General features: G+C 55.5%; 13 protein-coding genes. 8 read left to right on the top strand and 5 right to left on the bottom strand.

The window, feature by feature from the left end; genetic code table 11:
• From AC07W5_RS23115 to AC07W5_RS23105, 3 genes are all read right to left on the bottom strand, one after another.
• Positions 1-1,044, bottom strand: coding sequence for an aromatic ring-hydroxylating dioxygenase subunit alpha (locus AC07W5_RS23115; RefSeq protein WP_495024398.1), 1,044 nt, complete (start codon positions 1,042-1,044; stop codon positions 1-3).
• Between the two features lie 73 nt (positions 1,045-1,117).
• Positions 1,118-2,644: a 4-hydroxyphenylacetate 3-hydroxylase family protein gene (locus tag AC07W5_RS23110; RefSeq protein ID WP_495024397.1), complete on the bottom strand. Its 1,527-nt coding sequence runs from the start codon at positions 2,642-2,644 to the stop codon at positions 1,118-1,120.
• Between the two features lie 32 nt (positions 2,645-2,676).
• Entirely contained in the window at positions 2,677-3,429 is a 753-nt protein-coding gene (locus AC07W5_RS23105) for a sulfite exporter TauE/SafE family protein (protein ID WP_495024396.1), read from the bottom strand.
• Between the two features lie 218 nt (positions 3,430-3,647).
• On the opposite strand from AC07W5_RS23105, the gene AC07W5_RS23100 reads away from it, so the two are divergent.
• Entirely contained in the window at positions 3,648-3,959 is a 312-nt protein-coding gene (locus AC07W5_RS23100; protein WP_495024395.1) for a laccase domain-containing protein, read from the top strand.
• The gene (locus AC07W5_RS23095) at positions 3,901-4,359 is read left to right on the top strand and encodes a laccase domain-containing protein (protein ID WP_495024394.1); all 459 of its coding nucleotides are present in this window, start codon (positions 3,901-3,903) and stop codon (positions 4,357-4,359) included. Before AC07W5_RS23100 ends, AC07W5_RS23095 begins: the two co-directional genes overlap by 59 nt.
• 111 nt (positions 4,360-4,470) lie before the next feature.
• Here AC07W5_RS23095 and AC07W5_RS23090 read toward each other — a convergent pair whose 3' ends face one another.
• Entirely contained in the window at positions 4,471-5,193 is a 723-nt protein-coding gene (locus AC07W5_RS23090; RefSeq protein WP_495024393.1) for a LuxR C-terminal-related transcriptional regulator, read from the bottom strand.
• A 558-nt stretch (positions 5,194-5,751) separates the two neighbouring features.
• Between AC07W5_RS23090 and AC07W5_RS23085 the strand changes: the two genes are divergently transcribed.
• From AC07W5_RS23085 to AC07W5_RS23065, 5 genes are all read left to right on the top strand, one after another.
• On the top strand, positions 5,752-7,134 hold the full coding sequence (locus tag AC07W5_RS23085; protein ID WP_494994571.1) for a glutamine synthetase family protein: 1,383 nt from the start codon (positions 5,752-5,754) through the stop codon (positions 7,132-7,134).
• A gap of 250 nt (positions 7,135-7,384) precedes the next feature.
• Positions 7,385-8,071 carry a class I SAM-dependent methyltransferase gene (locus AC07W5_RS23080; protein ID WP_495011598.1) on the top strand — a complete coding sequence of 229 codons (687 nt, stop codon included), beginning with the start codon at positions 7,385-7,387 and terminating at the stop codon, positions 8,069-8,071.
• Between the two features lie 123 nt (positions 8,072-8,194).
• The gene (rnd, locus tag AC07W5_RS23075) at positions 8,195-9,328 is read left to right on the top strand and encodes a ribonuclease D (RefSeq protein ID WP_495011599.1); all 1,134 of its coding nucleotides are present in this window, start codon (positions 8,195-8,197) and stop codon (positions 9,326-9,328) included.
• On the top strand, positions 9,325-9,618 hold the full coding sequence (locus AC07W5_RS23070; RefSeq protein ID WP_494994574.1) for a YcgL domain-containing protein: 294 nt from the start codon (positions 9,325-9,327) through the stop codon (positions 9,616-9,618). Before rnd ends, AC07W5_RS23070 begins: the two co-directional genes overlap by 4 nt.
• 125 nt (positions 9,619-9,743) lie before the next feature.
• Entirely contained in the window at positions 9,744-10,676 is a 933-nt protein-coding gene (locus AC07W5_RS23065; RefSeq protein ID WP_495011600.1) for a D-2-hydroxyacid dehydrogenase, read from the top strand.
• A gap of 125 nt (positions 10,677-10,801) precedes the next feature.
• On the opposite strand, the gene AC07W5_RS23060 is transcribed toward AC07W5_RS23065, so the two are convergent.
• Positions 10,802-11,395, bottom strand: a complete 594-nt coding sequence (locus tag AC07W5_RS23060) for a nitroreductase family protein (protein ID WP_494994576.1) — start codon at positions 11,393-11,395, stop codon at positions 10,802-10,804.
• Positions 11,396-11,672: 277 nt separating this feature from the next.
• Here AC07W5_RS23060 and AC07W5_RS23055 point away from each other — a divergent pair, with 277 nt between their 5' ends.
• Positions 11,673-12,122 (top strand): YcgN family cysteine cluster protein, encoded by a 450-nt coding sequence (locus AC07W5_RS23055; protein ID WP_495011601.1) that lies wholly within the window; start codon positions 11,673-11,675, stop codon positions 12,120-12,122.
• Positions 12,123-12,132: the final 10 nt, after the last annotated feature.

The following is a 12,132-nucleotide window of genomic DNA, read 5'->3' as shown; positions in this document are numbered from 1 at the left end:
TCACAGCGAGACAGTACGGATCGGTTGTGTGAGACTGCGATTTCTGGAAGCCTCCCCCAGGTTTTTCAGCCAACGCCGGTATTCGAGCCCCATGCGGTCGCTGTTCACGTGCATCTCGGCTTTGGGGTCCAGAGGCAAACGGGCAGGGCGCTGTGCTTCGACAATGTGCCGGTCCTGTTCAAACACAATGTTCTGGCGCAAGAGGATCTGTTCCAGAGTCAGGTCAGGGCCGAAATTGATGGCCACGATCAGCCAGATAATGCATTCGGCTTCATCGACGGGGGTGGCATTGAAGAAGGTGCAGAACCGCTCGGTTTCACCAGTCTTCTTCTTGAAGTAGGCCGTCGTCGGGTTGAAGACCGAATACTTATAGCGCGCGGTCACGGGGATTGCGCGATGGTCGCCATAGGGCTGGAAAACACTGATTTCACTGGAGTGCAAGCCTCGCTCATCCAGGCTGACCATGTATTTTTTTAGTGGCTCCGGGGTGTCGGGCAACCCATTGAGGTTGGCGTGGACAAATGGGAAGTGCGACGCATCGATGAAGTTTTCTAACGCTCGCAAGGCATTTGCTTTGTAGTGGTAAGGGCCAGCAAAAATTTTCCGATAGCTGCTGTCTTCCCACTGAGTAAAATCGGGCAGGGGTCGATCAGGCTGCTCGAGGCTCGCCCAGATAAAGCCGAATTGTTCTTGCGCGAAGTGACGATAAATCAACCGCTCGGATGAAGGTCTGGCCCGCTCAGGGTGCGCCGGCACCAGTTTGCAGTCGCCATGATGGTCATAGCGCCAGCCGTGGTAGGGGCATTCGATTTGCCCTTGCTTGACGCAGCCCAGAGATAATCTTGCCCCGCGGTGGCCACAGTAATCTTTCCAGGCGTGCACACCTCCCGACTCGTCTCGCCACAACACCAAATCTTCGCCCAGCAACCGGACAGCCTTGGGCTTGTTCGCATCCAGGTCCTCGCTGAGCGCGACCACATGCCATTGGTTGACCAAGGCTTGGTAATCAAGTTCTCCGCGATTCCATTCACCGTTGTATAACATCTGTTTCTCCCGTTTTTCAGGCAAAAGAAGGCCATTACAACGCTCGCAGGCGTTGTAATGGGGGCGTGAGGCATTAGCGGATTTCGTGTTGTCCGGGGTCGAACCGCCATCCGTGCTGAGCCCAGCCCTGTTCGTTGTAATCGGCGAGACAACGGTCCACCAGGTCGGTGCATCGTGTTAGCACGCCGGCGGTTTCACAGTGGCGCAGCATGTCCAGACGCACCTGTTCGTTATTACCTGCGTAGTTGTGCTCATAGAGCTCATGACGTCCGGCAAATTCACTGCCTAATGCATCCCAGAGCAGCTTGATAAGCTTCATGCGGTCGAGCGAGGTTTGATCGGTGCCTTGGTAATAGACGTCGATCAAGGGGCGGATATCAGGATTGGCCATGTCCAGCCAACTCGCCACCTGCATGATCGGGGAGCCACCCAAAATAGTGTTAAACACTGGCTTGAGCTGACTTATCATCTGGGTGCCGAAATAACGTACTGTTGCAGCCGCTTCCAGGCGCGGCACAACGGAGCCGTCACTACGAGTTTCTGGATTGAGGCACAGGTTTTCAGTCAGTGACCACATTAAGTTGCGCAAGGCCACGATGTCAGCCAGACGCGCACGGATGCCACGAAACTCCCCTGAGCCATTGGATTTCAGCATCTTGGCTAAAAGCCCGCAGATAAAATCCATCTTCACCGCCAGCCTGGTTCCGGATTGCAACGGATAACGATTGAGAAAACCGGAAGCGGAATAGAAACTTCGGGCCCTCTCGATATCCCGGTAGATCAGGACGTTCTCCCACGGTACCAGAACGCCATCGAAGATCAGTACCGAGTCGTTTTCATCAAAGCGGCTGGACAGTGGATGATCGAACGGGCTCAGCGAAGAGGCTTCATAAGACCGCCGGCACATTATCTTCAGGTTGGGTGTATTCATCGGCAGGATGAAGCACAACGCAAAGTCTTCTTCCGACCCCACCCGGTGCTTCGTGGCGCTGTTCTGCGCCACGAATGTGGCATTGGACAGTGCTGCGCTGGTGGCAACCATTTTCACGCCGCGCACTATGATACCTGCATCGGTTTCCTTTTCGACATGTAGGTAGATGTCACGCATGTCGGCAATCTGCCGGGCGCGGCCTACCGGCGGATTGACTAGTACGTGGTTCAGAAACAGCACCTTGCGCGCACTCTTGCGGTACCAGGTTTGGGCATTGTCGTGGAAGGGTGCGTAAAGGTTCGGGTCCGACCGTAGGGTGGCCGTGAAGCCGGCCTTGTAATCGGGGGTGCGGCCCATGAACCCGTAGGACAAGCGAGACCAGTGAGCGATGGCATCCCGGGCTTGTAGGAGTTCTTGTGAGGAACGTGAAGGCATGAAGTAGCGGTGCGTTCGGTACCCATCCGAATCGATGGCGGTCATGACCTCCTGGCTGGAAGGGGCATGCAGGGCATTGTAAAGCCGGGACATGGAATAAGCACTGTTGCGCAAGGCTCTGTGTTCGCAAACATTCTCTACACGTTCGCCATATATATAAACTTCTCGACCATCATTGAGACTGTCCAGATATTCACGGCCAGTCATCATCTCGTTCTGGGCGGGATATTCCATTGTATCGTTGTCCTTTTATATTTATTAACGTATCAGGAGAAGTAGCGAACAATCAGCATTACACCAGAAGCAAGTACCACTACATTGATGAGTTTAAGGAATTGCTCTCGAGATATCTTGAGTGTTATGCGCCGGCCCAGGGTTATACCCAGCAGCATTCCAGGCGCCAGGATTAAAGCCAGCCACAACAAACTCGCGTCCATGTAAACGCCGGCAATCGCGAACAGTACGACCCGTGTCAGTGTGCTGAGCCCGATCAAGGTGGTCTGGGTAATCCGCATCGAGTCTTTATCGCTCAGACGGCCACTCAGGTAAATGGCGTAGATAAAGCCACCGCTACCGAACATGGCGCTAAAAAGACCGCCGATCGACCCAAAGGGCACCGCGGCGGCTGACGTAAATTGTCTGTTGGGTTTGAGCCCGCTCAGGGAGTACAGCGAATAGCCGACAACGAAAATACCCAGCGCCAGTAAAAGGAAATCGGAGCGTGACTTGAGCAATAAAGTGGTGCCTATCAGGCTGCCAATAATCATCAAGGGAACTAGCCGTTTAAGCTCTTGCCAGTTGGCTTTGTGGCCATCGCGGTTGATGTTCACGAAGGCCGCGCACATGTCCATGAGCGCCAGCAGTGGAACGATTTTAGCAATAGGGATATAAAACGTGAGGATGGGGCTGGCAACTAATGCAGTACCAAAGCCTGCAATGCCGAAGATGATGTATGCACCCAGCAGGGTGATGAGAATAACAGCATAGCCTAGCAGGTCAATAGCGATGGTTTCGTTCATTGTTATTGGGTCCATTATTGTTGGTTGTGCACTTTCTGGTCCGTTTGAACTGGGTTGCAATGAGTAAGTATTGCAAGTGGGCGATTGCAGTGGCCGAGTGCAGCGCAATCGTTGAGTTGAAGCGAGCGCAACTTAATGGCGGATTTTAAAGTTTTTGATTTGTTGTGCCATAAGAGTCTTTGTTAATGAGCTTGGCAGAAATTTTAGGGCGCTAGTTGGTGGTCTTTTATAACCTCGTACTAAGATCGCTGCACCTACCAAATTTGGTAGGCGCGATTGGCGCATTTAATGCTTATTTGCGGTTTTTTTTGGTAGGTGCTGATGTCATTGAGGTAGGAATTGGGCAAGAGGCAGGAGTTATTTCTGGAGATGCAATGTTTACGCGCACAACGAGGCCAATAGCTGTCGTCACGGCCGATTGTTTTCCCATCCTGATAGGGTCGAGCAAGGGCGATTTTGTCGCGGCCATACATGGTGGCTGGAAGGGGTTGGCTGCGGGGGGGGGGGGGGGGGGGGGGGCACTCGTTTAATGCCTTTCATCGAGCAGGAATCTCCTTACACAGTCTGCAGGTCGCGATAGGCCCGGCAATACAATCGTGTTGTTATGAGGTCGGCAGGCCTCTTATTGATGAGTTGGAACATGCGCACGGGCATTTGTGGCACGGGAGAACCTCACCGTGGTCGACGTCTCGCAAAGATTCGGGAGAGACTTCAAGTCATACTTGCGCACCCGCCAGCCACGATCAGGCGTGGCTTGATCTCAGTCTTTATTGCATTTATTTGCTGGAGACTGCGGGGCTGGATCGTGCGCAAGTAAAAACGGTACGAAAGTGTACTTATTGCTCCGGTTCGGACCTGGATAGTTATAGACGGCGAAGTCACCGGCAGGAGAAAAAGACATTTCAGTACTCATGGATATACTTAGTGTAGGTCATGGGTCTTTCGGGTTCGGAGTTTTCGGGGAGGAGAGCATCGGCCGGCCTGATTGGGGCGTGTGATGGGTTGCAGTTTATAAGCGGGAAATAACGAGCACGGTTTTCGCTATATATGCCCTTTGGCGATTGCGTATGCTACGGCTTGTACTCTATTGCCTGCGCCGATTTTGTTTTGTATTTTTTTCTGATGGAAGTTTATTGTGTCGATTGCTAGGTTTAGGATGATTGCGATTTCCTCGGAGGTTTTGCCATCAGCGGTCCAGCGCAGTATTTCTTTTTCTCTAGCTGATAAAATGATGCTTTCTCCTGTGTGTGCTTTATTGTTAATTTCGTACAGTTTAACTTGTAGGATATTGGCGAAAGATTTTATTTTTGGTGTCAGGTTTTTTAGTTCCTCCGATGATATTTCTATTTCTCTCCTTGCTAGAGAGAAGAACTCTACTGACTCGATGCGCTTTGCTGTTGGTTGAGTTAGTCCAATGCATAATCCGGACTCCATCGCATCGGACATTAGGTTTGGGTTTTTTTTAAAAAGGTCGCTGTTCCAGCATAATATTTCATCAAACACCTTGCTGTGGTGGACGCGCGGGTCTGTCAATGCATGGTTCATTTTTCTATATTGAGAGATCCATTGTGCTGGGCAGTTGCTGTAGATGTAAAGCTCTGGCCTCATAAATGGTGCGGGTTTGAGTATTTCATATGCAAATAATTCGAAATTTAGTTCTTTGGTATATATTGTTGATCTCGTAAGTAAGTCATCCAGATTGTGGGTTTCTGAGAAGGCTTCTTTGAGTGAGTTTTCCCAATTCGATAATGGGTTAGAATTCATTTGGGTTTGCCTTTTTTAATTGTTTTTTTTTGTTTGTGTGGTGCCTGTCAGTACTTAGTAGGTGTGGCGAAATTTTTACGGGCTTAAGTCGCTCTTAATGATCGCTCTGAGCGATTAATATGAGGATCGGAGTTTTCCGGTGAGCCTGTATCTATATTCTTTGTTTCGCGGAGAAATTTCCTACAGTTAAGGCGAATGTTTAGCCAACCTGCAACCAAGCTTTGTCAAATCCGCATTTAACGGCTCATCTGCCCGTGTGACGCTGTTGGCTATCTGTTTGCTGCGGTTTTTCTATGGACGCTTGGTTGATCGGAATCAAACACGAGGCTTCGCCTGGCGCCAGTGCGTCGGGCCTTCGTCGTCGATTCACCCCTGCCACCGCTCCGAGCTTGTCTGCACTCCCTTCTGAACTGGCCTTCTGGGCGCTATGGCACTGTCGCCACGCGCGCCCACCGGATACCTGCATTTCCCGTTAAGTCTTCATATGGTTCGCCCTGTGCGGTGGATCGAACCGGCGGCGCCTGTGCGTTCGCCTGACGCGGAAATACGAGAGTTCCCATGAGTTTTGCCACGACCCCCTTTGCCTCAAAGCAAGAAGCCCTGACTTTTCTTGAGCACAACCCGGATATCGAGATGTTCGAGTTGTTCATCCTCGATAACAACGGCGTGCCAAGGGGCAAGTTGCTGCATCGCGATGAACTGTTGGCGGTGTATGAAAGCGGACGGCCGCTGCCGAGCACCATCCTCGGGTTGACCATCAATGGCGACGACGTGGAAAACTCCGGGTTGGTCTGGGAAGTCGGTGATGTCGACTGTCGGGCCTATCCGCTCAGTGGCAGTTTGCAGCGCATGCCATGGCGGCAGATCCCCACGGCAGCGGTGCAGGTCAGCATGCATCCGCAAGAGGGGATGCCCGCGACGGTGGCTGATCCGCGGCACTTGCTGGTCAAGGTGATCGATGCGCTCAAAGCCGATGGCTACTATCCGGTGATGGCGGCGGAGCTGGAGTTTTATCTGCTTGATCGCCAACGCGACAGCGACGGTCGCCCGCAACCTGCGCGGGATGTCGATGGTGGCCGGCCGCTGGCGACACAGGTCTATGGCTTGCGGGAGCTGGAGCAGATCGAGCCGTTCCTCGCGGATCTGTATAACGCCTGCAAACTTCAGGGCATTGCGGCACGCACGGCAATTTCCGAGTACGCGCCGGGGCAGGTGGAAATCACCCTTGAACATCGCAGCGATGCCTTGCAGGCAATGGATGAAGCGGTGCGTTACAAGCGTCTGGTCAAGGGCGTGGCGCACAGGCATGGAATGACCGCCTGTTTCATGGCCAAGCCGTTCGATAACCTGGCCGGCACCGGCATGCACATGCACGTCAGTCTGGCGGACAAGGATGGCAACAACCTGTTCGCCAGCGAAGCACCCGACGGCACGCCGCTGCTCAGGCAAGCGGTCGGCGGCATGCTCAGTACCATGCTTGATTCGTTGCTGATGTTTTGTCCGAATGCCAACTCTTATCGACGTTTCCAGACCAACAGCTACGCGCCGCTGGCCGCTACCTGGGGTGTGGACAACCGCACTGTGAGTTTGCGAGTGCCTGGCGGCCCGGCATTTTCCCGGCATATCGAACACCGCATCTGCGGTGCCGATGCCAACCCGTATCTGGCGGCAGCTGCGATTCTGGCGGGCATTCATCGGGGAATTCGTGAGCAGTGCGACCCTGGTGCGCCGGTTGAAGGCAATGGTTACGCTCAGGCCAAAGAGCTGCTGCCTACGGACTGGCTGACCACCTTGCGCGCACTGGAAGGCTCCTCCTGGGCTCGGGATGCATTCGGTGCCGGGTTTCTTGGGGTATATCTGGCGGTCAAACGTGCCGAGTACCGTCAGTTTATGGGGGAAGTGGGGGAGCAGGACTGGCGTTGGTATTTGCACCAGGCCTGAAGTTCCCGGGTTCTGGCGACGGTTCTGGCAATTAGCCATTGATTGACTATTTGCGGGCTGGTTTTGCACGAAAAGTTGATGGCTGGCTGCCTGAGGTTTGGTCAACTACCAAGGCTTGTCTTCATTGACGGTCCTTGTGATCGACGCTGTTGTGACCACTCAGTAAGGTCTTCACCACCGTTCGACCTTTTTTTCACGCGCCTGCCGTTAATCTGTCGCCAGAAGATCCCTTTTTAAGAGTTCGCGAGTCATGTCATCGCAGCCCCCATCCTCCATCGAGCTTGAGTTCGCCAGGCGTTACGACCAGGAGCACGCTCAAGTTTGCCTGGAGACACGGCCGACCGGGTTGGCCCGGCGACTTTCGCTTTGGCGAGATGAGCAGTTGGTGCGGCGCGCCCTCAAAGCGGCGGGCGAGCCCGGGCTGGTTCTCGATGTGGCTTGCGGTGCCGGGCGTTTCTGGTCGGTGCTGGCCGAGCGTGCCAATCGGGTAATCCTGGCGACGGACAACTCTCAGGACATGCTCAACCATGCCCAGACCCATCACTCGCCAGGCCTGCTCAAACGGGTCAAAACCTTCCAGGGCTCGGCATTCACCATCGGTCTGCCGTCCAATGCGGTGGACTGCATTTTCTGCATGCAGTTGTTTCAACACATTGTCAGCAGTGAGCACCGACTGCTGCTCCTGCGTGAATTTCACCGTGTCAGCCGTGACACCGTGATCGTTTCGGTGGGGGTCGACGTCGGCTTCAAAGTTCGGCGAGGTCAGGGGCAGGGTGCTGACGAGCCGTCGTCGGCAGGCGTTGCGAAGTACCCGCTGGCCAGTAGAACTCAGGTAGAGAGTGAGTTCAGACAGACGGGCTTCGAGATTCTCGGTTATCAAAACTTCATACCTGGCTGTGCCTTGTCGCGGGTTTACGTACTGCGCAAAGGCAGCTAGTGCTGATCTGTCGGACTATTCTGGTAGTCCGACAGATGTTTTCCCACACGCACTTCTGCAGTGGATGCTCGGAAATCGCCGGGCGCGTTATATACTGCGCGCCAATCTTCAAGGGAGAGCCGTGTGGCCATCGATATTCACTGGATTCGCGACAACGATAGCCTCGGTCAGTTTTGCGCCGAGTGGCAGCAACTGCCATTCGTTGCCCTCGACACCGAATTCATGCGGGTCGACACTTTTTATCCGATCGCCGGGCTGCTTCAGATTGGCGATGGCGTGCGCGCTTACCTGATTGATCCTTTGACGATCGACAACTGGCAACCCTTGGCCGCATTGCTGGAAAACCCGGCGGTGATCAAGGTTCTACACGCCTGCAGCGAAGACCTGGAAGTATTGCTGCGTCTGACCGGCAGCCTGCCGGCGCCGCTGTTTGATACGCAATTGGCCGCTGCTTATCTGAATCTGGGTTTCTCCATGGGCTATTCGCGTCTGGTCCAGGAAGTGCTGGACATTGATCTGCCCAAGGGCGAGACCCGTTCGGACTGGTTGCAACGCCCGTTGTCTGAAACCCAAATCAGCTACGCCGCGGAAGATGCTTTGCATCTGGCTGAGGTTTACATCCGCCTGCGTCCCAAATTGTCTGACGACAAGTACGCCTGGGTGCTGGAGGACGGTGCTGAACTGGTGGCCAATCTGCGCCGCGAAGTCGACCCGTACGAGGTCTATCGCGAGGCCAAACTGGCCTGGAAACTCTCCCGAGCCCAGTTGGCCGTGCTGCGCGAGCTCTGCGCCTGGCGTGAGCGTGAAGCCCGCGCTCGCGACCTGCCGCGTAACCGGATTATCCGTGAACACTCGTTGTGGCCATTGGCCCGGACTCAGCCGGATAACCTTGCAGCGCTGGCAAAAATCGAAGACATGCACCCGCGTACCGTGCGTCAGGATGGTGAGTTTCTGCTTGAACTGATCAAACAGTCTGGCAGTGTATCCCCTGATCAATGGCCACCCGCGGTGCCTGAGCCGTTGCCGGTTGAGGCCGCGGCGCTGATCAAGCGTTTGCGAGCGCTCGGTCAGGCTGAAGCTGAACGCCTGGAGATGGCGCCGGAATTAATGCTGCGCAAGAAAACCCTGGAGGCCCTGCTCAAAAGCGGCTTCCCCGAGGGCCCTTACCAATTGCCTGATTCATTGCGTGGCTGGCGCCGCGAATTGATGGGCCAGGCGTTGCTCGACAGCCTGGCCACCGCCGGAGAACAGCCTTGAAACGTATTTGCTCCATCTACCGAAGCCTGCGCAAAAACGAGATGTACCTCTACGTGCTGAAAAGCGATGCACTGGAGCGCGTTCCGGAAAACCTGCTGTTGGCTTTCGGCAAACCGCACCATGCCTTCGATCTGGTACTCAGCCCTGAGCGCAAGTTGTCCCGCGAGGACATCAACGTGGTACTGGAGAATCTCGACAAGCAGGGCTATCACCTGCAAATGCCACCGGCCGAAGACGAGTACATCGAACATTTGCCTGAAGAATTGCTACGGCGTAATGATCCGGTCTGACGGACTGGTCCGAGTGCTCTGTCCAGAGCACTCTTATAAATAGAACTGAATAATCTGGCGGTGGCCGTTGACGATGGGGAAAAAACCATCGACGACCTCCTGCACTGTTTTGAAAGGTTTGAACCATGCGCGTTCTGATTGCTGAACACGACCACGCTCTTTACGCCCAATTGTTGCGTCAGGCTGCTCCTGACCTGGAAGTGCTCACCAGTGGTGACTCCGCCGAGCTTGCGAGCCTTGCCGCTGATTGCCCGATCTGGCTTGGTCAACCGGACCTGCTGGCGACCCTGTTGCGTCAGGGCCACGAGCCACAGTGGCTGCAATCGACCTGGGCCGGGATCACCCCGTTGCTCGCCGAGGGCTTGCCTCGGCATTACCGACTGACGCGGGCAGTGGGCATTTTCGGCCAGGTCATGGCTGAATACGTGCTGACTTATATGCTTGGCCATGAGCGCGAAGTATTGGCACGACTGGTCAGCCAGGTCGAGCGCAAGTGGGACAGCCGCTTGGCTCAGAGCCTGGCGGGACGCAAGGTGTTGATCGTCGGCACCGGCGATATCGGCAGCAGCGTGGCGCAGTTCCTGGTGCCGTTCGGCGTCCAGTTGTATGGCATCGCCAGTGAGGCTCGAGAGCAAGCGCCGTTTATTGAAGTCGCCGGACTGGAGGATTTGGGCCGTCTCGTAGGGGAGGTCGATTACGTGGTCAATCTCCTGCCCAACACGCCCAACACCCATGATCTGTACGACGCGGCGCTGTTCAAGCAGTTCAAGCCGACCGGGTTGTTCATTAACGTCGGGCGCGGTGTGGCGGTGGTCGATGCGGATCTGGTCGAGGCGTTGAAGGAAGGGCATCTGGCGGGGGCGGTGATCGACGTCTGCCGTCAGGAACCGTTGCCGCAACGTCACCCGTTCTGGACCGCCTGGGGCTTGCTGCTGACCGGACACAGTTCGGCGCCGACTTCACCGCCGATGATGGTGCAGTTGTTTATCGAGAATCTGCGGGCGTATCAGGCTGATACGGCGTTGCGCGGAGAAGTGGATTTCAATCGCGGGTATTGACGTCGCGGTGATCAACTGTGGGAGCGAGCTTGCTCGCGATGGGGCCATCACATTCAGCATCACTGTTGACTGTCACGCCGCCATCGCGAGCAAGCTCGCTCCCACATTTGGTTTTGCAGTGTGGCTTACAAACTGAAATCACCCTCGGCCGCCAGCTCGCTCAGCGGGCGGCGCGGGCTTGGGGTTTCGCGGGCTTGCAGGTACTCGGCCAGGGTCGCTTTGTCCCCCAGTTTGCCGATCGCCACCGCGGCGTGCAGCGCGTAGCCTTCAGGAATATTCAGTTCCTTGCGGGTCAGCTCCTGATCGAAACCGGCCATGCCGTGGGTGTGCCAGCCGCTGAGGCTGGCTTGCAGCGCCAGATGGCCCCAGGCCGAGCCGGTGTCAAAGGTGTGCCACAGCGCCGGAGTTTCCTCTTCGGCGCCTGGTGCCGTGAAGGTGGTTTTCGAAATCACGATCACCAGCGCCGAGGCGTGTTGTGCCCAGCTGCGGTTGAATTCATTCAACAGACCCAGGTAGCGCTCCCAGTTTGGCGTGTCGCGACGCGCGTAGAGAAAGCGCCAAGGCTGCGAGTTGTAGGCCGAAGGTGCCCAGCGCGCGGCTTCGAAAAAGCTCAGCAGGGTTTCTTGCGGGATGCTTTCACCAGTGAAGGCGCGGGGAGACCAGCGGTCAGTGAACTGTGGGTGGATGGCATATTCGGCAACACGTGGATTAGCGCTCATGAAGAGTTCCTGACTACGTTTGAGAATCAAAGGTTGAAAAAACCGGCGGGGGCAGTTAACTGAGCAGATATGGTTTTCTGAGGTGTGGCAGCTAACCTGAGTGCAACGCGGTCGAGCGTTTATGGCACCTGTGCATGGCTTCTTTCGACTCGCAAAGCTACTTCGCGGCGCAAGAACTGACAAGTCCTGTTCTACCGGCAGTCGCAATCGCTTGGCCCCAGAGCCCTCGCGCACTAGACTGGCGGCCTTTTCACTCGCTGATACCGATGCTTGAACCATGGCCGCCAAAGTCGAACCTTTCTGGATACGCAAAACCCTCGAACAACTCGATCAAGAGGAGTGGGAGTCGTTGTGCGATGGCTGTGGTCTGTGCTGTCTGCAAAAGCTTGAAGACGAGGAAGACAACAGCGTCTATTACACGCGGATCGCCTGCAAACTGCTGGACCTGAAAACCTGCCAGTGCAGCGATTACACCAATCGTCGCGATTCGGTGCCCGATTGCATCCAGCTCACGCCGGGCAAGGCTGACCAGTTCAAATGGCTGCCGCCGACTTGCGGGTATCGTTTGGTCAGCGAGGGCAAGGACTTGCCGCTCTGGCACCATCTGGTTTGCGGTGATCGCGATGCGGTTCACCACGAGCGGATTTCCCAATCCGGGCGCATGCTGGCCGAAGGCAGCGTGGCCGAAGAGGATTGGGAAGATCACTTGATCTTCCGTGCGGGTTGAGGGCCGAGCG

It is taken from the genome of Pseudomonas sp. GW821-FHT01E05 (assembly GCF_059422425.1).
This window is presented reverse-complemented; position numbering and strand designations above follow the sequence as displayed.